This window comes from Streptosporangium sp. OZ121 (assembly GCF_051918885.1).
Classification (GTDB): Bacteria; Actinomycetota; Actinomycetes; order Streptosporangiales; family Streptosporangiaceae; genus Streptosporangium.
Genome location: NZ_JBPXMC010000001.1, coordinates 431,238 through 453,990 on the forward strand (window position 1 = coordinate 431,238; position 22,753 = coordinate 453,990).

Consider the following 22,753-nt stretch of genomic DNA (forward strand, 5'->3'; position numbering starts at 1 on the left):
GGAAGGATCAGGGCTGCTGGGTGATCTTGACGTTGTCGACCCCGGCCTCGACCAGGGAGGCGCCGGAGGCGTCACCGGCCTCGATCAGGATCCGGACGCTCTGCCCGGCGAAGGCGGACAGGTCGGCGGTGGCCACGGCCCAGGCACCGTTGCGGTTGGAGGCCGCGCCGAGTTGCTGGAACACCTGGGTGGTGGTGGAGCCGACGACCTTCACCCGGAAGAAGTCGGCGCTGGAGGCGTTGGAACCGTGCGCCAGATACCACGACAGCGACAGGTTCAGCGTCCCGGTCGACGGCAGGGTGATGGCCGGTGACCGGATGCTGGTGATGCCTCCGTCGATGTCGTGTTCGCCGGCCGAGGCGCCCGCGAGCCTGCCGGTGACCAGGTCGTTGGTGCCGCTGACGGTGGTGCCGAGCTGCTTGGCGCCGCTGGAGGTGGTGGCCGCCGGGTCGCCGCGCTCCCACTGGCCGGAGGTGGCGGTGTCGGTCCCGGACGGGTTGGTCGTCCAGCCGGTCGCCGTCTCGAACTCGTCGGAGTAGACGGTCACCGGCGGGGTGCCGGTGCCGCAGTACTGCGACTCCTTGCCGATGATCCGGTAGACGCAGTCGGCGTACTCCAGGAAGCGCAGCGTGGCCTCCCGGTTGCGGGTGGTCTGCGGGACGATCTGCTCGTCGGGGGGGTAGAAGCCCGGCGAGGAGCTGACCGGGTACATCTCGAAGGTGTAGCTGAAGATCTTGTAGACGCCCCACAGCCAGTCGTCGATCGTGCCGTCGGTGATGTAGAGGTCGCTGGCCTGCTGGGGGGTGTAGTTGTTGGTGGAGGCCATGTTCTGGCCCAGGGCCGCGTGGGCGTCGCGGTCGTCCTGGGTCAGGCCGGGGCCGGTGTCGTTGTAGGTGTAGCCGTACGGCCACAGGATCAGCTCGCTGTAGGTGTGCCAGTCGATGTGCGCCTTGATCTGCTGCACGCCGCCGACGACCCGGCTGCGCACCCAGTTGGCGACCGCCCGCACCTCGGGGGCCGACTCGGCCGCCGAGCCCCGGTAGGTGTCGCTGGAGGGGGAGCCGGAGGAGCCGCCGCAGCAGCCCCAGTTGTAGCCCCAGTTGCGGTTCATGTCGGTGCCCACGGCCGAGGAACCGGAGTTGGGCTGGCGGTTCTTGCGCCAGGAGCGGTAGGAGCCCGTGGCGATGTCGTACTCGCCGCCGTCGGGGTTGAGGTCCGGCATGATCCAGATCTCGCGGCCGTTGACCAGGTTGGCGATGCGGCTGTCGGTGGCGTACCCGTCGGTGAACAGGTTGAGCAGGTAGATCGCCATCTCGACGGTCAGGTGCTCGCGGGCGTGCTGGTGGTGGGTGAACAGCACCTCGGGTTCGTTCTCGTCCGTGGCGACGTTGTCGCTGATCTTCACGGCGATCAGGTCGCGTCCCTCGTACGAGGTGCCGTAGCTGATCTTGCGGGCGATCGTCGGGTGGTCGGCGACGATCTGGTTCACCGCGGCGGTCATCTCGGCGTAGTTGTGGTAGCCGGAGTCCGCCGACGGGAAGTCGGAGCGCTGCTCCGGCCCGGTCGGGTATAACGACCTGGGGATCTTCGTGACGGTGTAGCCGAGCTTCTTGACCTCGGCGACCTCGGCCTCGCTGGCGGTGATCACGACCGAGTCGGGGTCGACCTGGTCGATCGCGGCACCGGTGGCGGCCACCGCGCTTCGCTGCTGGGCGGTGCTCGGCCCCTGGACCTTGTACTGGCTGTTCGGTTGTGGCTCGGCCGAGGCTCCCGCCCCGGTCACACCGAGGCACAACAGCGCCAAGGCGGCGAACACCACGATCAGACGGCGTCTCACCTGCGTCCTCCTCAGGCACGCACTCTAGGGTTTTGTCGCGTGCCTCCACCGAGAGTCAAACAGCCGCGTTGATTAGCAAAGGCCCAAATTTTGGGGGCGGCGGGAACTCGGCTCCGCGCCATGGAAAGGAGCGGGGTGAGAACGAGAGAGGTTCAGAAGACGACCTCGAACCAGAGCGTCCTGGACCCCTCGGGGGCGTCGTCCTGGATGCCCCAGTTGTCGGCGAGCAGATCCACCAGGAACATGCCCCGCCCGCCCTCCGCCTCCGGGTCGTTGCGCACGTGCGGCGCCGACGCCCCGGACCCGGCGTCGCAGACCTCGACCAGCACCGCGGCCGACCCCACCGCCACCGTCATCGCGACCTCGCCGCCCCCTCCGGAACCGGAGTGGAGCACCGAGTTCGTCACCACCTCGCTCACCAGGAGGACGACGTCGTCGGACGCGGGGTGCCCCTCACCGAGCAGCTCCCTGACCCGGCTCCGCGCCACCGACACCGACTCCGGGACCCCCTTGAGGGTCACCGTTGATCGGGGTGAGACGGCCCGCCGTCCGGTCGTCATGATTGACCTCACTCCCTGACACGCATATTCCATGCACATCGCCCTGTGAGATGGCACACTCACTCACGGTGAACTGTTCTATCAAGGACTGCAATACCTCATGTTGGGATTCCACAGATTTGCTATCAAAGGACGGAGGGAGGTAGATGCGTGGCTTCTCGACGCAGCCCCACGGCCCGTCATCGCCGTCTGATGGCTGAACTGAGCCGTCTGCGAAAGGACAGCGGGCTGACGCGGGTGGAGGTGGCCGAGCGGATCGGCTCCACCGACACCACCGTCTGGAGGTACGAGACGGGCCTGTCCCGGCCTCGCCCCTCGGACGTGTCGGCCCTCACCGATGTGTACGGCGTGACCGGGGAGGCTCGAGACTCCCTGATCCAGATGGCCGTCGAAGCCAGGAGGCGGGGCTGGTGGCACCCCCACCGCGAGACCCTGAAACCCGGTTTCGACTCCTACATCGGGCTCGAGGCGGAGGCGTCGCTCGTGCGCTCGTACGAGCCGCTGGTCGTCCCCGGCCTGATGCAGACCGAACCGTACGCACGCGCGGTGACCGAGGCGACCTCAGTAGTGCAGACCCCCTCCAAGGTCGAGGAGACGGTCTCCGTGCGCATCTCGCGTCAGCGGTTGCTGCACGGACCCGGTGACCCGATCCACCTCGTAGCCGTGCTCGACGAAGCGGTGATCCGGCGTCGGATCGGCGGTCGCGACATCATGTCGGAGCAGCTGGAGCATCTCGTCCACCTCAGCGGACTGCCCAACGTGGAGATACGGGTCATCCCGTTCTCCGCGGGGGCCCACCCCGCGATGGACGGCCAGTTCTGCCTGCTCAGCTTCCCCGAACCGGAGGATCCCGACCTGCTCTACCTGGAGCAGGCCGCGAGCGGGAACGTGCCGGACGACCCCGCGCAAGTCAGCCGATACGCCTCCATGTTCGAGAGCCTCTGCGCCATGGCTCTCAGTCAGGAGGCGTCGGCGGCCTTCATCGCCCAGATGGCGAGAAGGTTTTCCACCCCCTAGTACCCGAAGGAAGAAAAAGTGCGAGGGTCCACGATGGATCTGTCCGGCGCCCAGTGGCGTAAGAGCGTCCGCAGCACCAACGGAGGCAACTGCGTGGAGGTGGCGGTCGTCCCCGGTGACGCGGCGGTCGCCGTCCACAAGGCCGACTCCGACCACCTCTACCTCGTCCGCGACTCCAAGGATCCGGGCGGCCCGGCGCTGGCGTTCACCCGGAGCGAGTGGGACGCCTTCGTCGGCGGCGTGAAGGACGGCGAGTTCGACTGACGGACCTCCGGGGAGACCTGCCTCACGGTTTCCCCGGAACCTCCGACCACAGCCCGCCCGCGGCCTCGGCCCGGCGGGCTGTGCTCGTCGCCCGTCACTCGTCGCCCGTCATCGGCGCTCGTTGCCTCGTCGCTCGTCATCTCGTTTCTCGCCGCTCGTCGCCTCGCTTCCATGTCACTCGTCGCTCGTTTCTCGCCACTCGTCGCCTGTCGGAAATTCCGCGACCCGCCGGGAATCCTCAGCGCGGGGGCCGTTCGCCGTCGCCGTTGTAGCCGAGGATCCGCATGGCGACCTCGGGGTCCATCGCCGCGGCGAGCAGCTGGGCCCGTTCCACGGCGCTGTCCCGCTGGGCCTCGGCCCTGGCCCTGGCCGCCTGCGACCCCCGGGTGACCGCCGCCACGATCGCCGCCCCCACGATCGCCGCCAGCACGGCGACGACCACCACCACGAGCGTGCCGGAATCCGGCGAGCCGGCCCGGCCCAGCGCGACCGTCCCGCCGTTGAGCGCGTAGGTGCCCAGTGCCGTGAAGGTCGCCAGCGCGGCCAGGCTGGCCGCGATCACGAACACCGTCCGCGGTTTCCCGCCGCGCGTCGCGGGGGCGGCGGGCGGCGGCGTGGGCGACGGCGGTGACGGGCGGCGCACCGGGGTGTCGTCGCCCCAGGGCACGAAGTCGGGTTCGGCCATGGCCGCCGGGGACGCCGGGGACGCCGGGGACACAGCGGCCGGCACCATACCCGGCACCGTGCTCGACACCGTGGAACCGTGACCGTTGCCCGTGAGCACCGCGCCGTGGACGACCGCGGCGGGTTCGAGCCGGGGCAGCGCCGGCGGGACGGGCAGGGCGCGCGCCACGTGGCTGTGCTCGCGGTGCGCCCGCGCCGCCTCCAGGTGATACTCCTCGATCTCGTCGTAGAAGTCCTCCGAGAGGTAGACGGAGCCGTCGATCAACGGCCCCCGCCTGCGTTCCAGGATCGCGACCACGTCGTCACCGTTGAGCGTCTTGTGCGCCTCCAGCGCGTGCGCCAGGCACAGGACGTCCCGCCGGTGCTCGCGCAGCAGTTCCTCGGTCCGGTCGAGCAGGCCCACCAGGTTGAACTCGATGCGCTCGCCCAGCACGTCGGGTGCGAGCGGCTGGCCGCCGCCCGGCGCCTTGGTGAAGCCGATCCCCCCGCCGCCGGGCTTGGGCATCGACTTGCCGCCCATGATCTCCAGCTCCTGCAGCGCGGGCACCGAGGTCACCCCGCGGCCCATGCCCCAGTGCGCCTCCATCAGCGCGGTGAGGTACGTCGCGGAGAACAGGTCGCCGGAAACACCGGAGGAGTTGTCGTCGCCAAAGAACATCCGCTCCCCCGCCAGGGAGGCGAGCGAGACCATGATGTCGGCCTCGTGCTCGGACTTCCAGCGGGTGAACTGGTCCTCGGGCTTGATGCTCGCGACCATGCCGAGATAGTCGGCGCCCTTCTCGATCGTGGCGATGTCGATCTCGAGGTGGTAGCGGGTGCGGTACGCCGCCACGGCATGGCAGGCCTCGTGCACGGCCACGGCGTGCCGCTCGCGCTCGATGTACTCCACGTCCTCGGGCGGCCCGAGCTGCTTGAGCCGCTTGGCGCGGGTCACGTCCGACCAGGTGATGGTCTCCCGGCCGTCGCGGATCGCGGTGATCAGAGACTCGTTCACCAGGTCCTTGATCGTGGCACCGGTGGCGTAGGGCGTGATCGTCGCCAGCTTGTCCAGCTGCGCGTCGGTCAGCTCGTGGTCGACCTTGTCGAAGTAACCGCGGTAGGTGCGGACCCGGCCCGCCTTCGACGGGTAGCCCACCTTGTAGATGCGGTCGATGCGGCCCGGCCGCAGCAGCGCCTCGTCCAGCGAGTTGGGCATGTTGGTGGCCATCATGACCAGGATCCGGTACTTCGGCGGCGGCTTGGGCCGCATGCCGAAGAGCCTTCGCACGTGCCGGTTGACGATGCCCCTCGGCTTCTTCAGGCCGGACAGCTCGGTGAGCAGCGCCTGCAGCGTGCCCGGGTCGCCGCCGCCCCCGCCCATGCCGCCCATCATGAAGCGGCTGCGGCCGGTGTCGGGTTCCTTCGGCTCGGCCGCGCCCTGGCGGGTCAGCAGCCAGCGGGTGTCCTCGCTGAGGTAGCCGAAGCCGTGGCATCCGGCGGTGTGCGGGGAGAACCCGGGGGCGCCCCTGGGGCCCTGCTGCGCCAGCGAGCCGCGCTTGCCGAGGGAGTCGGCCTCGTCGAAGAAGACGATCACGCCGCCGTACCGCAGCGAGAGCTTGCGCAGCTTCCTGAACAGCGACTTCACCTTCAGGATGCCGATGCCCATGAACATGTTGACGAACGCGCCGGGGTCGACGAACACGTACGGCTTGCCGGTCTCCCCGGCCACCGCCTCGGCCATCAGGGTCTTGCCGGTGCCCGGCGGGCCCCACAGCAGCAGGCCGCTGGGCACGTAGCCGCCGCGCTCCTCGATCGCGTCCGGCCTCTCCAGGAAGACGATGTTCTCCTTGACCCGCTCGACGACGTGGTCCTGGCCCCAGACGTCGGTGAAGCGGGTCTTGATGTCGTCGGGGAAGTACGTCTCCACGCCGCCCCGCGACAGCAGCCAGAACAGGCCGATGAACTGGAAGGCGATGAAGAAGAACGCGAAGGCGAGCTGCGCCATGTACGGCAGGGCCTGCCAGAGCAGCGCGGGCGCCTGGAACAGCGCGAGCGCCGGAGAGGTGTCCAGCACCTCGCCGAGGATGAGGGCGAGCACCGCGATCCAGAACGCCCACTTGATGGCGCGCGCCATCCTGAAACGGTTCCAGTCGGAGAAGCGGCGATGGGTCCAGCGCTCGAAGCCGCCGAACACGCCGCGCGTCCAGAACCGGTTGTATCCGGCGGACCGCTCGCTGACGAAGAAGTGGAGTTGCCGCAGGAACTCCGCCCCGAGGAGCCAGAAGATCCACGGCGCCGCGATCGCGGTGATGATCATCGCATCCCGGAACGTGATGATGCCCTCGTACGAGGCCATCTCACTCCACACCAGGATGAAGTAGATGATCGTCAGGATGAGCAGGAATTTGATCCGGTCCCAGAACGGCATCTTCTTGCGCTTGTCGGGATGCGGATCCGTCGGCCCGGAGCCGGGAGCCCGGAGTCCTTCGAAGTTGGGAGGCGGTGGAGGTGACTTCATGGACGGGCTTCTCCTCACCCGGCGAGCCGCTTGACCTTGAAAGATTGCGCGATCTTCTCGAATTCCCCGGCGCGCTTCCGGTAGCAGGCGGCCGAGCAACGGATCAGCAGGGTGGAGATCTGCTTGCCGTCCTGGGCCAGGTAGGAGGTGAGGTCGAAGGTCTCGATCCCGGCCCCCTGGATCTCGTAGTTGAACCGCACGTGCACCCCGCGCAGGCCGTCTCCCGGCTGGAGCACCTCGTCGGCGAGCAGCTCGAAGTCCCGCAACGGATAACCGGGGATCTCCGCGTACTCCTTGCGCACCGTCTCGGTGACGGGCAGGACGGAGTTGCGCATGGTGTTCAGGGACAACGAGTCCTGCTCCTCGGGGAGGAGCTTGGCGATCCGGGCGAAGACGAACGGCTCGTCTCCGGTGCCGTAGCCGAGAAGGTGGTCGGCGGACGGCTCGGCGTGGGCGTCGTAGGCGGCCGACCAGATGAGCTGCTTGCGCAGCCGCGCGGTGGCCGATTCGGGATCGGCCCCGATGGTCGCCTTGTCCAGCGCCGCCTGGTCGACCTTCCGCCAGGTCGCCGGAACCTTGAAGTACGTCTGCCCGTCGTCGTGGCGAACGTAGGTGAACTCGGCACGTGCGCATCCCGTGAGCCCGCCGACCATGGCGGAGACGACCGCCACGGCCACCACGGCGAACCCGGCCCTCGATCTTTTCACCAGGGCTATACCTCCGCTTTACGGGTTAACGAGGTGGTTGTGCCCGTTTTCCAGGCAACTCTCTCCTCTCTTGGCTCTCCCAATCTGCGAAAAATTGACCAAATCTTTCCAGGAACCCGGCTTCACTTGTTACACAGTGCCGCTGTTGGATTCCCGACATCATTGAACCCTCAACCTCCGCTTCGGAACAGAGGCCGGGCGGGCCTTCCCTCTCCCTTTTTCTCCGGACCGGACGATCCCCGGACCACACGACGCGCCGAACCGTGCCGCGAGCGGGCGGGAACCGGTGCGGAGCCCGCCGGCCGTGCCCCGCGATGTTCCCGAGCGGCCCCAGGCCGGACTCCGGCCGTCCCCGGCGCGGCCGGGGCGGAGAGGGACCGGACTCCGGCCGCGGAGGATCCTCTCCCCGCCATGACATGAATCGACGAATGGCGCGCGTACCCATTCGGAGCGACATTGACAATAACGACGGATCATGTTCCGCGATGAATTCTCAAAAGCCGATCGTGAGCCGTCGCCACCGGTCGAGGTCACGGCCGCCGGCGATCACCGGCCCCCGTGGGGGTGGCGGGTCCCCGGTGATCGGGCCGCCGCGTTAGGGCGGACACGCCCCCACCCGCCCCACACGGGCGCGCGCACTCCGGCGGAGGACACGAAAGAGCTCGCGGAACACCCCCGGCCAGAGCAATGCCCCTTTTGTTACCTTTTTACCCATATATACCCTTATTCAGATTTTTCAGGGTAAGGAGATCTATGGCCTACGAAATATAATGATTTTATGCCTTTAAAAGAAAAGGCATAAAAACTCATCAATGCAGCCTTCCTTAGCGATGTGCCGGTGAAAACCCCTCGGGGAGGTGGAGCGCACGACGAGACAGCCGACAAGGAGTGATGATCGTGAACAATGAAGTACGAATAGCCCTCGCCGTAGCCGGCGGCTACCTCCTGGGGCGACGCCAGAAGCTACGGCTGGCGATGGCGCTGGCCGCCGCCGGGGCGACCGGCCGGTTGACCTCCGGCCAGGGCGACCTTCTCCAGCAGGGGCTGAAGGTGCTCAGTTCCTCCCCGGAACTGGCGAAGATCACCGAAAGCGTCCGGGGCGATCTCGTGGACGCGAGCAAGGCCGCCGCCAAGGCCGCGGTGAGCAGGCAGATCGACTCGCTGAGCACCAGGCTTCACGACCGGGCGGAGTCCCTGCGCAACCCGCTGGAGGACCTGGAGGACCTGGGAGAGGAGCCCGAGGAGGGCGAGGAAGGCGAGGAGCCCAAGGGACGCCGCGGGCGCATAAAGGGCATCCTGTCCCGCAGGAAGGCCCGGCGACACGAGGAGGACGAAGAGGAGCCGGAGACCGACGAGGAGGAGCAGGACGAGGAAGAAGAGGAAGAGGAAGAAGAGGAAGCCCCGCCCGTCCGCAGGCGTCCCGCCTCCTCCAAACGCCGTGGTGCGGCCAAGCCCACCCGGAAGGCACCCCGGGACTCCGGTGACGAGGAGGACGAAGAGGACGAAGAAGAGGAAGAGGAGCCACGGCCCAAGGCCAAGCGCCGGCCTCCCTCCCGGAGCGGATCGGCCTCTTCCCGCAGCAAGCCGACGCCCGCCAGGGCACGGGGGTGACCTTGATGGCCGAGACCTCAAAAAAGCGTCCCGACCGTGAGGGCGGCGACGAGCCGCCCACCAACCGGCTCAGCCAGGAATTCCACAACCTCATGGGAGCCCTCGGAGAGCGGGCTCTGTCGTCGGTGAGCGGAAAGGTCGAAGGCGTGACCGGCCGTCTGACCGACTACGCCGGAAGCGGCGGATCCAGTCTGATCAGCGCGCTGACCGGCTCCAAACACCCCAAAACGGCGATCGCCGGAGGCATGGTGAAGGGGCTGGGCAAGATGGCGGTCGGCGGCCTGGTCAAGAAGTTCACCGGAGGCGGCAAGGGTGGTCAGAGCGGGAAGCTGAAGATGATCAACATCATCGAGACGATCGACGTCGGCGCCCCCGTCCGTGTCGTCTACGACCAGTGGACCCAGTTCGGCGACTTCTCGAGCTTCATGAAGAAGGTCGAGGGCGTCGAGCAGAAGTCCGACGAGAAACTGGAGTGGACGGCGAAGGTCTTCTGGTCCCGCAGGATCTGGGAGTCGACGATCCTCGAACAGCTGCCGGACAGGCGGATCATCTGGCGGTCGAAGGGGCAGAAGGGCCACGTCGACGGCGCCGTGACCTTCCACGAGGTCGCTCCCGAGCTCACCCGGATCCTGCTCGTCCTGGAGTACTACCCGCAGGGCCTCTTCGAGCGCACCGGCAACCTGTGGCGTGCCCAGGGCAGGCGCGCGCGCCTCGAGCTCAAGCACTTCCGGCGGCACGTCATGAGCCGGGTGCTCCTGCATCCCGACGAGTTGGAGGGGTGGCGCGGCGAGATCCGCGACAGCGAGGTCGTCAAGGACCAGGAGACGGCACTCCGCGAGGAGGAGGAAAAGAAGAAGGCCGAGGAGGAGGGGCCCGGAGGCCCTGAGCAGGATCGCGCCGAGACCGAGGAGGAGCCCGAGGAGCCCGAGGAGGACGAACTCGAAGAGGAAGAGGAAGAGGAGCCCGAGGAAGAGCGCGCGGCCGACGAGGACGAGGAAGAAGACGAAGACGAGATAGAGGAAGAGGAAGAGGAAGAGGAGCCCGAGGAAGAGGAGGAGGAAGAGGAAGAGCCCAAGCGCCCGTCGCAGCGCCGCGGCACCGCAGGTCCCAAGAACGCCAAGGAGGCGCCCAGGCGCCCCGTCCGCCGCAAGGCGGCAAGCCGTACGTGACCGGGGAGACCAGGGAGGAAACGCCATGACCATCGTTCAGCCCTCGGGCGGCGGGGCGAGCGGCCATGGGTCCTCATCGGGCCTGGCCGACGTCATCGACACGATCCTCGACAAGGGACTCGTGATCGACGCCTACGTCAGGGTCTCCCTGGTCGGGATCGAGCTGCTGACGATCGACGCACGCGTCGTGGTGGCCAACGTCGACACCTACCTGCGCTTCGCCGAGGCCGTCAACCGCCTCGACCTCACCCAGACCGGCAACCAGAAGGGGCTGCCGGAGCTGGTGGAGGGCATGACGGAGAACGGCAGCAGGAAAAAGGTCAAGGGCGCGACGCAGGGACTGCTGGACACGGCAGAGGAGAAGCTCCGCGGCCTGACGAGCGGCGAGTCCGGCGAGGACGAGTTCGCGGAGGCCGGCGAGGAGCGCGAGCCGGCGCCCCGCCGCAAGCGGCGCAGGGAGGAGTGAGATGCGCGGTTCCAGTGAAAAGCGCGGAACGGTCCGGACCGGCAGGTCCAGGACCGAGGCCCCCAGGACGGCCGGACGGCACGACACCGGTCGCGGTGATCGGGCCGCCACGGCCCGGTCCGGAGGACCCGACGCCCCCGGGCGCGTGACCGGCACCTACGTGTACGGGATCATTCCCTCCGACGTCGAGCTGACCCCGGGCACCCGGGGGGTGGGGGACCCGCCCAACGCGGTCGAGCTGGTGCGCCACGAAGAGATCGCCGCCCTGGTGAGCGGCATCTCCACCGACCGCCCCCTCGGCAGGCCGGCCGACCTCATGGCCCACCAGCGGCTGCTGGACGCCACCGCCGCGGAGGTGCCCGTGCTCCCCCTGCGTTTCGGGGCGGTGGTGACGGACGCCCGGGCGGTCGTCGACGAACTGCTCGCCCCCTACCACGACGAGTTCCTCGCCACGCTGAACGAGCTGGAGGGACGCGTGGAGTACGTCGTGAAGGGGCGCTACGTCGAGCAGGCCGTCCTGCGGGAGGTGCTCGACGAGAACCCGGAGATCGCGCGGCTGCGCGACGAGATCCGCGGACAGCCCGAGGAGGTGACGTGGGACGCGAGGATGCGGATCGGAGAGCTGGTCAACACGTCGATCGCGGCCAAGCGTGAGGCCGACACCGGCGCGCTGGTCGACACCTTCGACCCGCTCTGCGTCTCCATCGTCGTGCGCGAGCCCACCCACGAGCAGGACGCCGCCCACGTGGCCCTGCTCGCGGACGCCGACCGGCGGCCGGAGATCGAGGAGGCCCTGGACGAGTTCCGGACCCGGTGGGCCGGCCGTGTCGAGCTGCGCCTGCTCGGTCCGCTGGCGGCGTACGACTTCGTCAGGACGTGAAGGAAGGTGATCGATCGTGGAACCGCTGGGGCTGATCCTCGGACTGCCGTTCGCGCCGTTGCGCGGGCTGATCCGGCTCGCGGAGCTGCTTCAGGAACAGGCCGAGCAGGAACTCCGGAGTCCCGCGGCGGTCAGGCGCCGTCTGGAGGAACTGGCGGAGGCCAGGGCCCGCGGCGAGATCTCCGAGGAGGAGGAGGCCGCGGCGGCGGAGCGGATTCTCACAGAGATGATCGCCTAGCCGGTACGACCGCACCGGCACGGAGACGACGAGGGGAGTGATCGCGTGCCTGTCAGGCGCAGAACCCGTGAGGAACGCTCCACCGACGATTCCTACAGAACCGCCGGTGACGAGGCCTTCGAGGACGAGGAACCGTACGAGGAGGACCTGGACGAGGAGGACCTCGACGAGGACCTCGACGAGGACGAGGACGAGCCCGCGAAGGAGCCGCGGCGGCGTTCCCCCGCCCTGTCGGCGGCGACCGCCGGAGCGGCCGGGTTGCGGCACATCGTCAGCCTGACCGCGAAGGACACGGAGGGGGTGACGCTGGTGCGACGGACCGAGGACGGCTGGCTGGTCGAGGTCGAGGTCGTCGAGGACCGTCACGTCCCCTCGTCGGGCGACATGCTGTCGCTCTACCAGATCGAGATGGACCCCGCCGGCGACCTGTTGTCGTACCGCAGGGCGAGGCGTTACAGGCGCGGCCGGGCGGACAGCGGCGAGGCGGGCTGACGTGGCCGACGTGACGCGACCCGGCGGCGCCTTCCCCCGGTCCTACGGCGGGGGGACGCCCGGCGGGCGGGAGTCGTCCGGCAACCTCGCCGACATCCTGGAGCGGGTGCTCGACAGGGGTGTGGTGATCGTGGGCGACATCCGGGTGAACCTGCTGGACATCGAGCTGCTCACCATCAAGCTGCGCCTGCTCATCGCCTCGGTCGACACGGCGCGGGAGCTGGGGATCGACTGGTGGGAACACGACCCGTGGCTCACCTCCCGCGATCGCGACCTGGTCGAGGAGAACCGCGTCCTCCGCGAGCGGCTGGCCACTGTGGAGACCGGCGAGGGCACCCGGCGCCGTTCCCTCGGCAGGGGGGAGCGCGCCCGTTCGCCCGATGACGCCGGGGAGCCGAGAAGGGCCGCAAGGCCGAGGGAGGAGCGCGATGCCTGAGGCGGGCACGTATCTCTACGCGATCGCCCGGGACGTGGGCCGCGTCCTCCCGGGTCACGTGGTGGGCGTGGCCGGAGCGCCGGTGCGCGCGATCACCCACCAGGGCCTGGTCGCGTACGTGAGCCCGGTGCCTTTGGAGGAGTTCGGCGAGGAGCCGCTGCGACGTTCCCTGGAGGACCTGGACTGGGTCGGGGGGACGGCCCGCGCCCACAACCGCGTCGTGGAGGCCGTGGCGGAGGAGGCTCCCACGGCCCCGGTCCGGCTGGTGACGGTCTACAGCACCGAGGACCAGGTCCGCGACCTGCTCCGGCGCAGGCACGACGACTTCACCGAGCTGCTCGCCCACGTCACCGGGTGCAGGGAGTGGGGGGTGAAGGCGTACGCCGAACCGGGCACGGACGCTCCCCGCGCCGAGGAGGCGCCCGCGAAGACCGACAGCCCGGGAAGGGCGTACCTGGAACGCCGCCGGGCGAGCCTGCGCGGCCGGGAGGACGCCTGGCGCCGGGCGGCGCGGCGTGCCGAGGACATTCACGCCGCCCTGCTGTCGGTCTCGGTCGCCGGCCACCGCCACCGGCCGCAGGACCCGCAACTGTCCGGCCGCGAGGAGGTCATGCTGCTCAACGGCGCCTACCTCGTCGCCGAGGACCGCCGCGAGGAGTTCACCGCGGCCGTCGACGCGCTGCGGAGCCAGGGGATCGAGATGCAGCTCACCGGTCCCTGGGCACCGTACTCCTTCACCTCGATGGACCTCGGCCCGGCCCGCGCGGAGACGTCCGATGACCGGTGACCACCGGCCACGAGGCGCCGAGCTCGCCGCCCAGGGGCGCATTCCCCCCGAGCGCGTGGCACTCGTGGACCTGCTCGACCGGCTGCTGGCCGGCGGGGTGGTCGTGAGCGGGGACCTCGTGCTGTCCATCGCCGACATCGACCTCGTCCGCATCTCCCTGCGCGCCCTGATCACCTCCGTACGGGACTCCGACCCGATCCCGTCCGCCCGGCCACCCGGTGCGGTCACACTCCTCGGGACCTCAGGGGAAGGAGGCCCGCCGTGACCCGCCTCCCCGGCGACCCCCTCGCGGAGGACGTCCACGGCACGGAGGGCCCTCGCGTCACCCGGGAGCGGCCGCGCCCCGCCGCGAGAAGGTTCAAGGTCACGCGAACCGCGCCCGCGGGCACGGCCGGGAACGCGCGAGGAGCGCCGCGGGCCGTCCGGTGGCGGGTGAACACCGACCCGGAGGCCGTCGAGCGGGACCTGACCCGCCTCGTGCTCACCCTCGTCGAGCTGATACGGCAGCTGGTGGAACGCCAGTGCGTGCGCCGGATGGACCAGGGGGACCTGTCGGACGAGCAGGTGGAGGTGCTGGGCGTGACGCTGATGCGCCTCGAGGAGGCCATGACCGAGCTGTGCGAGCGCTTCGGGCTCTCGCCGTCCGATCTCAACCTCGACCTCGGGCCGCTCGGAACCCTCCTGCCCACCGACTGACGCCCGCCGGGAGTCGTGCAGTCCTCCGGACGCGCGACGTGGCCGGAGGGGCGAGCCCCTCCGGCCACGTCGCCTTCGGATTCCCGGGTGAGGTCCTCTTCCTAGGTCAGGTCCTCACACTTCTTCGCGTCGGGATCGTCGGCCGCCTGCGGCACCCAGCGGACGTTGGCGAACGAGGCGGAGAAGGCCCCCTCGGTGTAGACGAGGAACGGGGTGTTGACCACTTCCAGATCGAGGCCGCCCGCGGCGAAGCAGGCGATGGGGATCTTGACGGTCGACTTCGTACCGACCGGAAGCCCCTGGAAGAGGGAGGTCGCCACCACCTCGGAGAAACACGGGTAGACGCAGTGGACGCTGAGCACGGTCCTGGCGGCCGGGGGCTGGTGGACGATCGTGTCGAAGACCAGCGCCCCCTTCGCGTTGAGGTAGCCCCGCAGGTCCGTACCGCCCGCCGGGTTCTGCATGTAGATCTGGGCGGGACCGGTGCCGGTCCAGGTCGCCTTCAGGGCGTCCTGCTGCACGTTGACGTCCGACTGCACCACGCCGATCTCGGCGTGCGCCGCCTGGCCGTCGGCGCCGATCTCGGTGCCGCCCCAGTTCTCCGGGGAACCGATGAAGCTCCTGTACGGCGCGATGTCGGTCCGGTTGAAGATCTCCAGCTCCTCGCTCGCCTCGCCGCCACCGCCCTGCTCGCCACAGCCGAACGGGGGCGCGGTCTCGTCGAGCGTCCCGACCGACCCGCTCTGGCCGTCGCGCAGGCCGTACCCGAGCGGGAACAGCGGGTCGTAGCCCTCGGCGCCCGGGTTCAGCGGCGACTGGCAGGCGCTCTTCGGCCACGAGTACGGCAGCCTGCCGGTGAAGCCGTCACGGTGCCTGCCCCGGACGAGCACGTCGGCGACGCCGCCGCCCTCGGTGCCGGGCAGCCACGCGGCGACGAAGGCGTCGGAGCGGTTGAGCTCCTTGTTCATCCACAGCGGCCGGCCGCCGACGTAGACGGTGACGACGGGCGCGCCCTTGCCGGTGACCTTGTCGAGCACCGCGAGGTCGGCGGGGTAGATCTTGGCGGCCTCCAGCGTGCGCCGCGAGAGGTCGCCCACGCCCTCGGCGTAGGGCGTCTCGCCGATCACCGCGATGACCGCGTCGTACGCCGAGGGGTCGACGCCGTCGCCGGTCTCGCTGAAGGTGACGTCGGCCTCGCCGAGCGTCTCGCGCAGGCCTCCGAGGATCGTCGTGCCGTTGGGGAAGTCGGCGTTGACGTTGCCGGTGCCCTGCCAGGTGAGGGTCCAGCCGCCGGTCTGGTTCTGCAGGCTGTCGGCGCTCTTGCCGACCACCAGGACCTTGGAGTCGGCGGCCAGCGGCAGCACCCTGCCGTTGTTCTTGAGCAGGACCTGCGACCTGCGCACGGCCTCCCTGGCGAGCCTCTTCGACTCCAGCGCCTCGGCCGAACCGGCGAAGGCGCGCCTGGACGGCTTGGGACCGTCGAGCACCCCGGCGCGCAGCTTCACCCGCAGGATGCGCGTCACCGCGTCGTCGATGCGCGCCACCGGGATCGCGCCGCTCTCGACCTGGGCGATCGTGTTGGCGATGAACGCCTTCCAGTCGTTGGGCACCATCACCACGTCGATACCCGCGTTGATCGCCTGGGGGCAGCTCGCGTTGGTGCACCCGGCGACCTGGCCGATGCCGTTCCAGTCGGAGACGACGACGCCGTCGAAGCCCATCTTCTGCTTGAGGATGTCGTTGACGACGCGCTTGCTGCCGTGCAGCTTGCCCTCGGCGATACCGAGCTCGGCGTTCGTCCAGCTGTTGAACGAGACCATCACGCTCTGGGCCCCGGCCGCCAGGGCTCCGTAGTAGCCCTGGCCGTGCACGTTGATCATCTCGGCCTCGGAGGCGGGGTTGACGCCCTGGTCCACGCCCTTGAGCGTGCCGCCGTCACCGATGAAGTGCTTGGCGGTGGCGATGACGCCGTCGTGGCCGATGCCGCGCGGGTGCCTGCCCTGCAGGCCCCTGACGGCCTCGTACCCGTACGCCCGGGTGATCCGGGGGTCCTCGGAGAAGCCCTCGTACGTGCGGCCCCACCGGTCGTCCTGGGGGACGGAGACGCTGGGCGCGAACGCCCAGTCCTGGCCGGTGGCGCGCATCTGCCGGGCGGTCGCCGCCCCGATGTCGCGCACGAGGCACGGGTCCTGGGCGGCGCCCAGCCCGATGTTGTGCGGGAAGACCGTCGTGCCGTAGACGTTGTTGTCGCCGTGGACGGCGTCGATGCCCCAGATGACGGGGATCTTCGCGCGGGTGGCGACGGAGGCGTTCCAGTAGGCGTCGGCGAGGTCGAGCCAGGCCTTCTGCGTGGCGTGCTTGTCCCGGCCCGGCCAGGAGCCGCCGCCGTTGAGCACCGAGCCGATGAAGTACTGCCTGACCTCGTCGGGGGTGATCGCGGCGATCTCCGGCTGGGTCATCTGGCCGACCTTCTCGGCGAGCGTCATGCCCGCGAGGATCTTCGCCACCCGCTTCTCGTCGGACCGGTTCCGCCCGATCCTGCTTTCGACCTTGGGCCACTCGGACAGGGTGGGCAGCTTCCTCTCGATGCGGGCGCAGCCGTGGGAGTCCAGGGCGGGCTTGCCGATCACCGGCTGCCGGCCGCCCGTCGCGGTCTCGGCGCCCGCGCTCGGAATCCCGGTGGCACCCGCTGAGAGGACGGCGAGACTCGCCAGCACCGCGAGTCCGCTCCGGCGGGCGCCCGGTCGGGCGAAGGGTCTGATCATCGAGGATCCGTTCTTCAGGTACTGCGATGGGCGTGGCGAATCCCCCGAGTCCGCACTGCGCAGATCCTGACGCTGTGACACAGCTGAGTCAATACCCTCGCGAGAGCGCTCTCTCGACCCAGCCTGTGATTCACGGGCGTTTCGCCGCTCGCGAACCGCTTCCACCAGGCGCATCGCCGCGTCCGCACCAGCGGGTGCGACATCCACATGAGAGCGCTCTCAGCAAACCGGGCGCCCCCGCGACGAGGCTTCGCCGGACGGCGGGCGGTCAGGACGCGGTGTCGCCGCCGTCAACGGCGGACGCCCCGGCGCGGGGCGTCCTCGCCGAAGCGTCCACGCCCGGACATCCGCACAGCGCTCGTACGACGCTCGTACGGTGCCGCACGAGTCACCGATGCGGCTCGGGAAGAAGCTCCTCGGGGATCACGTCGGGGACGCCGCGCAGGCTGACGAGCGAGACCACCGCGAGTACGGCGATCGTCACCGCGGCGGTGATCGCGGTCACGTGGACCCCGGCGACGAAGGCCAGCCTGGCGGCCTCGGCGACGGACCCGCCCAGCCGGGCGGGCAGTGCCGCTGCCGCCTCCAGGGCGGTGGGCAGCGACTCCCTGATGAGGCCCACCACCTCGCCGGGCACCCCCGCCGGAAGCCTGAGCTCGCCCCGGTAGACGCCGGTGAGGACGCTGCCCAGGACGGCGATGCCCAGCGCGCCGCCCAGCTCGAAGGAGGTCTCGGAGATCGCCGCCGCGGCGCCGGCCCGCTCCCTGGGCACGCTCGCGAGCACGGTGTCGTTGGTTACGGCGAACGTCAGCCCGATGCCCACCCCGCAGACGATCATGGGGGCGAGGAAGTAGAGGTAGGGGGTGTCGAGAGCGGTCTGGCTGTAGCAGGCGAAACCCGCGGCGGTCATCGCCAGGCCGAGCGCCACCACCCTGGCCCGGCCCCAGCGGGTGATCAGCCCCGCCGCCAGGACCCCGCCGACCGCCGCCGACATGCCCCCGGGCAGTCCCGCGAGACCGGCCCGCAGGGGCGACCAGCCCAGCACGAGCTGGAAGTACCAGGCGAAGATCAGCGACAGCGCGGACATGCCGAAGATGGCGACGAGGTTGGCGCCGACCGAGGCGGTGAAGGCCCGGCGCCGGAAGAGGCGGATGTCGATCAGCGGCTCGGCGAGCCGGGTCTGCCGCCGGGCGAACAGCGCCAGGGCGGCGATCCCGACGGCCCCCGGGACCAGGACACCGGCGCCGGTGAGACCGTGCACGGCGGCCTCCTTTACAGCGTAGATCACGCCGATCACCCCGGCGATAGACAGCGGCACGCTCACGAGGTCCACCCGCCCCGCGGCGGGGTTGCGCGACTCCGGGAGCACGACGAGGCCGGCGAGCAGGATGAGCAGCATCACCGGCAGGTTGATGAGAAAGACCGAGCCCCACCAGAAGTGGTCGAGCAGCAGGCCGCCGACGACCGGTCCCAGGGCGAACCCGGCCGCGCCCATCCCGCTCCACAGGCCGACCGCCGTGGTCCGCTCCTTCGGATCGGTGAAGACGTTGCGGATGATCGAGAGTGTCGAGGGCATGATCGTGGCACCCGCCACCCCGAGCAGGACGCGGGCGGCGATGAGCAGCTCGGGGGTGGGGGCGTAGGCGGTCACCGCCGAGGCCACGCCGAAGGCCCCGGCGCCGACGAGGAGCAGCCGCTTGCGGCCGATCCGGTCGCCGACGTTGCCCATCGTGATCAGCAACCCGGCGAGCGCGAAGCCGTACGCGTCGCCGATCCACAGGATCTGGGTCGACGAGGGCCGCAGGTCGGCGACCAGCTGGGGAAGGGCGAGATGCAGGACCGTGACGTCGACGGACAGGAGCAGTGCCGCCAGGCAGGCGACGGCGAGGGTCGCCCATCTGCGGCGACCCGTGACCGGAGATTGATCGTTCATGCCCGTCATCGTGACCGGCGGCGCTGACGGCCCACGCACCTCCCGCTGACGCCCGCCGCACCGGGGGCGTGTGCCGTCCACGCCTCCATCCCCGTCGGGCCGGCCCGGTGCCGGGACCGTCCGGGCCGATCCGGGCCGTGGCCGTCCGGGCCGATCCGGGCCGTGGCCGTCCGGGCCGATCCGGGCCGATCCGGGCCGTTCGGGCCGTTCGGGCCGTCGGGGTCGTCCGGGCCGTCGTGGCCGCCTGGGCCGTCAGGCCGGGGTCACGGGGTCACGGGGTCACGGGGTCACGGGGTCACGGGGTCACGGGGTCACGGGGTCACGGGGCGAGCATCGCGAGCATCCCGCTCCGCGACATCCGGGTTCCCGCGCGCCACTCCTCCTCGTACGCGGCGTCGCCCATCCGGGCGCGGACGGCCGCCGTGACACCGGCGCCGGAGTCCGCCGCGGCGGTGCCGCAGAGGGCCGCGGCCGCGCCCAGCAGCCGGGCCGCGCCCTTGGCGTCGCCCTCCAGCAACGCGACCTCCGCCAGCCCTTCGATCGCCGAGCCCGCCACCAGGGGGTAACGCTGCAGCGCCGGTTCCAGTGCCCTGCGGTACCAGGTCCCGGCCCCGGCGCCGTCTCCGCCCGACGCGGCGATCCGGCCCAGATCGACGATGATGCGCAACCGGATCTCCTCGGTGCTGTACCACTCCTGCGTGCACAGCTCCAGGGCCCGCAGGGCGAGGTCGAGCGCCTCGTCCAGATTCCCGCGAAGCCTGGCGATCTCGGCGAGACCGTGGTGGACCTTGGCCATCACGTCGGGGGCGCCCGCCCGGCGGGCGTGGTCGATCGCGCGAAGGTACTCGGCGTGGGCGGTCGCGAGGTCGCCGTCGCGTACGGTCCCCGCGGCCCCGCGGCAGACGAGCTCCGCGATGTCCTCGTCCGACCCGAGCTCCTCCGCCAGGCGAAGCGCCTCCCCGCCCAGCGCGCGCGACGCGTCCCTGTCCTGCCGCAGGTCGGCGAGCCCGGCCAGCTCGGCCAGCGTGAGCGCGCTCCCCCAGCGCTCCCCGAGGGACCGGAACAGCTCCAGCGCCTCCCCGAAGGAGCGCTCGGCGCTCCCGGCGTCGCCGCCGTACCGGTAGAAGTAGCCGTAACCGAAGTGGGACAGCGCCCGCAGCCACGGGTCGGCGATGACGAAAACCTTCGGCTCCTCCGGCAGGAAGTCGGGCGGACCGGTGAACATCGGCCACAGCATGCCCAGGAACGGCCACCGGTACGGCAGGTCGATCGGCGGGATGATCTGGACGATCGTCTCCAGAAGGGCGAAATGCCTGGGCGACCGCGTCTCCCCGGAGGAGGCCACGAGCACGCACATGGCGTACTCCTCCTCCATCCCCTCGACCGGAACGGCCGCCGTCGCGTTCCCCGCCGGAGCGGACCCCGTCACGTCCCCGAACGGCGCGAGCCCGATCGCGTGCTCCACCGGCGCGGACCCGGCCGGCCCCCCGGCCGACCTCCCGGCCGGAGCGGCCCCGGTCGCACCCTCGGCGGGGACCGACCCGATCGCGGCGAGCAGGTCGGCGGCGATGGCCGCGCCCTCCGAGCGGCGGCCCCGCAGCCACCAGTACATGGCGAGCCCGGCGAGCAGGCGCAGCCCCAGCCCGGTCCTGCCGGTGTCGACGGCCCAGCGCAGCGCGGTGTGCAGGTCGTCGTGCTCCTCGTCCAGCCGCCGCAGCCACTCCAGCTGCCCGGCGTCGCGCAGGTGGGAGTCCGCCGTGGCCACCAGGTCCGCGTAGTACGCGGCGTGCGCCTCGCGGCGCGCCTCGGTCTCACCGGTCTCGGCCAGCCGTTCCGCGCAGTACACGCGGATGGTCTCCAGCATCCGGTAGCGCTCGCCCACCCGCTCGACGAGCGACTTCTCCGCCAGGGAGCTCAGCAGGTCGACGGCCTCGTCCTCGCGCAGCCCGCACACCCGCCCGGCCGCCTCCAGCGTCGCGCCGCCCACGAAGACGGTGAGCCGCCCGGCCAGCGACCGCTCGTCGTCGTCGAGCAGGTCCCAGCTCCAGGCGACCACGGCGCGCAGCGTCTGGTGCCGGGGCAGCGCGGTGCGGCTGCCGCGCGACAGCAGCCGGAACCGGTCGTCCAGCCGGGAGGCCACCTCGGCCACCGGCAGGGAGCGCAGGCGCGCCGCGGCCAGCTCCAGCGCGAGCGGCAGTCCGTCCAGGGCCCGGCAGATGCCCAGCACCTGCTCGACGTTGGCGTCGTCGACGCGGAAGCCGGGGAGCACGGCCGCCGCTCTGTCGGCGAGGAGCCGCACGGCCGGGTAGGCCAGGGCCTCTCCCGCGGCGGTGCCCGTCCTCGGCACCGGCAGCGGCGCGACCGGGTGGATCACCTCTCCGGTGATGCCGAGCGCCTCCCTGCTGGTGACCAGGACGCGCAGCCCCGGGCAGGCGGCGAGCAGGCGGTCGGCGAGCTCGGCGACCTCCGCGACCAGGTGCTCGCAGTTGTCCAGGACGAGCAGCACGGGACGGTCGGCCAGCACCGCGACCAGCCTGGCCAGGGGGGCGGGCGTCGGGCGGGCGGAGCCGGGGAACAGTCCGGCGTCGCGGACGCCCAGCGCGCCGAGGACGGCCTGAGCCGCCTCCCCCTCGCCGAGGACGGGGGCCAGTTCCACGAAGCACACGTCGCCCCGCTCCCCCGCGGCGACCTCACCGGCCAGCCGGGTCTTGCCCGCGCCGCCGGGACCGACCAGGGTGACCAGTCTCGCCTCGCCGAGCAGCGCGCGGAGCCTGGACATCTCGTCCTCCCTGCCGACGAAACTGGTCAGCGGGGCCCACAGGCCCGATCGGACGGGCGCGGCGTCGTCGGCCGCGCCGTCGCCTGTGACATCGCCTGTGACATCGCCCGTCGCGTCGGCCGCGACGTCGCCGGAGGCGCCGGTCAGGGCGGGGTCGGCCCTGAGCACCGCCAGGTGCACGGCGGCCAGTTCCGCCGACGGGTCCACGCCGAACTCCTCACCGAGGATCCGTCTGGCCCCCTCGTACACCTCCAGGGCCTCGGCCCGCCTGCCCGCGTTGTACAGGGCACGCATCAGCTGCCCGTACAGCCGCTCCCTGAAGGGGTGGGCCGCGGTCAGCTCCTGCAACTCGGCGACGAGCTCGCGGTGGCGGCCGAGCTCCAGTTCCGCCTGGACGCGGTCCTCCACGCAGTCGAGTCTGAGCCTCTCCAGCCTGGCCGAGGGCGCCTGGGCGAACGGCGACTCCCCCACGTCGGCGAGGGCGGGCCCGCGCCACAGGGAGAGTGCCTCGCCCAGCAGCCCGACGGCCCTGCCGTGCTCGCCGGAGACCAGGGCCCGGCGGCCTTCGGCGGCGAGCCGCTCGAAGCGGTGGGCGTCGACGGTGTCGGCACCGGCCGCGATCCGGTATCCCGCCGGGTGGAACTCGATCATCTCCTGGACGCCGAGCGTCCTGCGCAACCGCGAGACCTGGGACTGCAGGGCGTTGGCGGCGCTCGCGGGCGGATCGTCGCCGTACAGGCCGCCGATCAGCCGCTCGGTGGTCACCACCCTCCCCGCGTCGAGGAGGAGCATCACGAGCAGCGCGCGCATCCCCTGCCCGCCCACGGTGACCACGCGCCCGCCGTCGAGCCGGATCCGGGTGGGACCGAGGATGTCGAACCGCATAGCCCGATTATCGTGGCTTCTCCCCTTTTCGCTTCTCCTTCCGCTCGCCA

The 22,753-nt window shown here is 70.7% G+C and carries 19 protein-coding genes; 12 read left to right on the forward strand and 7 right to left on the reverse strand.

Features of this window, described 5'->3' with window-relative positions:
* Positions 1–7 precede the first annotated feature (7 nt).
* Both ACTOQ1_RS02170 and ACTOQ1_RS02175 read right to left on the reverse strand, forming a co-directional pair.
* Entirely contained in the window at positions 8–1,837 is a 1,830-nt protein-coding gene (locus ACTOQ1_RS02170; protein WP_440064012.1) for a M14 family zinc carboxypeptidase, read from the reverse strand.
* A 152-nt stretch (positions 1,838–1,989) separates the two neighbouring features.
* On the reverse strand, positions 1,990–2,397 hold the full coding sequence (locus tag ACTOQ1_RS02175) for an ATP-binding protein (protein WP_440064013.1): 408 nt from the start codon (positions 2,395–2,397) through the stop codon (positions 1,990–1,992).
* Positions 2,398–2,589: 192 nt separating this feature from the next.
* Between ACTOQ1_RS02175 and ACTOQ1_RS02180 the strand changes: the two genes are divergently transcribed.
* Both ACTOQ1_RS02180 and ACTOQ1_RS02185 read left to right on the forward strand, forming a co-directional pair.
* On the forward strand, positions 2,590–3,414 hold the full coding sequence (locus ACTOQ1_RS02180; protein WP_440064015.1) for a helix-turn-helix domain-containing protein: 825 nt from the start codon (positions 2,590–2,592) through the stop codon (positions 3,412–3,414).
* Positions 3,415–3,447: 33 nt separating this feature from the next.
* Positions 3,448–3,678, forward strand: a complete 231-nt coding sequence (locus tag ACTOQ1_RS02185; RefSeq protein WP_440064758.1) for a DUF397 domain-containing protein — start codon at positions 3,448–3,450, stop codon at positions 3,676–3,678.
* Between the two features lie 238 nt (positions 3,679–3,916).
* Here the strand turns inward: ACTOQ1_RS02185 and ACTOQ1_RS02190 are convergent, their stop codons facing one another.
* Together ACTOQ1_RS02190 and ACTOQ1_RS02195 are read right to left on the reverse strand one after the other, a co-directional pair.
* On the reverse strand, positions 3,917–6,859 hold the full coding sequence (locus tag ACTOQ1_RS02190) for an AAA family ATPase (protein ID WP_440064017.1): 2,943 nt from the start codon (positions 6,857–6,859) through the stop codon (positions 3,917–3,919).
* Positions 6,860–6,873: 14 nt separating this feature from the next.
* The gene (locus tag ACTOQ1_RS02195) at positions 6,874–7,566 is read right to left on the reverse strand and encodes a hypothetical protein (RefSeq protein ID WP_440064019.1); all 693 of its coding nucleotides are present in this window, start codon (positions 7,564–7,566) and stop codon (positions 6,874–6,876) included.
* A gap of 897 nt (positions 7,567–8,463) precedes the next feature.
* Between ACTOQ1_RS02195 and ACTOQ1_RS02200 the strand changes: the two genes are divergently transcribed.
* From ACTOQ1_RS02200 to ACTOQ1_RS02245, 10 genes are read left to right on the forward strand one after another with little or no spacing between them, the layout of a single operon-like run.
* Positions 8,464–9,177 carry a hypothetical protein gene (locus tag ACTOQ1_RS02200; RefSeq protein ID WP_440064021.1) on the forward strand — a complete coding sequence of 238 codons (714 nt, stop codon included), beginning with the start codon at positions 8,464–8,466 and terminating at the stop codon, positions 9,175–9,177.
* A 5-nt stretch (positions 9,178–9,182) separates the two neighbouring features.
* Positions 9,183–10,346, forward strand: coding sequence for an SRPBCC family protein (locus ACTOQ1_RS02205; protein ID WP_440064022.1), 1,164 nt, complete (start codon positions 9,183–9,185; stop codon positions 10,344–10,346).
* A gap of 25 nt (positions 10,347–10,371) precedes the next feature.
* A complete protein-coding gene (gene gvpJ / locus ACTOQ1_RS02210) occupies positions 10,372–10,812 on the forward strand; it encodes a gas vesicle protein GvpJ (RefSeq protein ID WP_440064023.1) in 441 nt (146 codons plus the stop codon).
* A gap of 1 nt (position 10,813) precedes the next feature.
* A complete protein-coding gene (locus ACTOQ1_RS02215; RefSeq protein ID WP_440064025.1) occupies positions 10,814–11,692 on the forward strand; it encodes a GvpL/GvpF family gas vesicle protein in 879 nt (292 codons plus the stop codon).
* A 16-nt stretch (positions 11,693–11,708) separates the two neighbouring features.
* Positions 11,709–11,930: a gas vesicle protein GvpG gene (locus tag ACTOQ1_RS02220; protein ID WP_440064027.1), complete on the forward strand. Its 222-nt coding sequence runs from the start codon at positions 11,709–11,711 to the stop codon at positions 11,928–11,930.
* A gap of 45 nt (positions 11,931–11,975) precedes the next feature.
* Complete coding sequence (gene gvpO, locus ACTOQ1_RS02225; RefSeq protein ID WP_440064028.1) at positions 11,976–12,422, forward strand: gas vesicle protein GvpO; 447 nt, start codon at positions 11,976–11,978, stop codon at positions 12,420–12,422.
* 10 nt (positions 12,423–12,432) lie between these two features.
* On the forward strand, positions 12,433–12,858 hold the full coding sequence (locus ACTOQ1_RS02230) for a gas vesicle protein (RefSeq protein WP_440064759.1): 426 nt from the start codon (positions 12,433–12,435) through the stop codon (positions 12,856–12,858).
* A complete protein-coding gene (locus ACTOQ1_RS02235) occupies positions 12,851–13,645 on the forward strand; it encodes a GvpL/GvpF family gas vesicle protein (protein WP_440064029.1) in 795 nt (264 codons plus the stop codon). Before ACTOQ1_RS02230 ends, ACTOQ1_RS02235 begins: the two co-directional genes overlap by 8 nt.
* A complete protein-coding gene (locus tag ACTOQ1_RS02240; protein ID WP_440064030.1) occupies positions 13,635–13,910 on the forward strand; it encodes a gas vesicle protein in 276 nt (91 codons plus the stop codon). The genes ACTOQ1_RS02235 and ACTOQ1_RS02240 overlap by 11 nt, the downstream gene beginning before the upstream one ends.
* Positions 13,907–14,341 carry a gas vesicle protein K gene (locus tag ACTOQ1_RS02245; protein WP_440064032.1) on the forward strand — a complete coding sequence of 145 codons (435 nt, stop codon included), beginning with the start codon at positions 13,907–13,909 and terminating at the stop codon, positions 14,339–14,341. Before ACTOQ1_RS02240 ends, ACTOQ1_RS02245 begins: the two co-directional genes overlap by 4 nt.
* Before the next feature lie 101 nt (positions 14,342–14,442).
* Here the strand turns inward: ACTOQ1_RS02245 and ACTOQ1_RS02250 are convergent, their stop codons facing one another.
* The 3 genes from ACTOQ1_RS02250 to ACTOQ1_RS02260 all read right to left on the reverse strand — a co-directional run bounded on the left by ACTOQ1_RS02250 (position 14,443) and on the right by ACTOQ1_RS02260 (position 22,703).
* A complete protein-coding gene (locus ACTOQ1_RS02250; RefSeq protein ID WP_440064033.1) occupies positions 14,443–17,106 on the reverse strand; it encodes a glycoside hydrolase family 3 N-terminal domain-containing protein in 2,664 nt (887 codons plus the stop codon).
* A 388-nt stretch (positions 17,107–17,494) separates the two neighbouring features.
* Entirely contained in the window at positions 17,495–19,039 is a 1,545-nt protein-coding gene (locus ACTOQ1_RS02255; RefSeq protein ID WP_440064035.1) for an MFS transporter, read from the reverse strand.
* Between the two features lie 319 nt (positions 19,040–19,358).
* On the reverse strand, positions 19,359–22,703 hold the full coding sequence (locus ACTOQ1_RS02260; protein WP_440064037.1) for an AfsR/SARP family transcriptional regulator: 3,345 nt from the start codon (positions 22,701–22,703) through the stop codon (positions 19,359–19,361).
* Between the last annotated feature and the right edge of the window lie 50 nt (positions 22,704–22,753).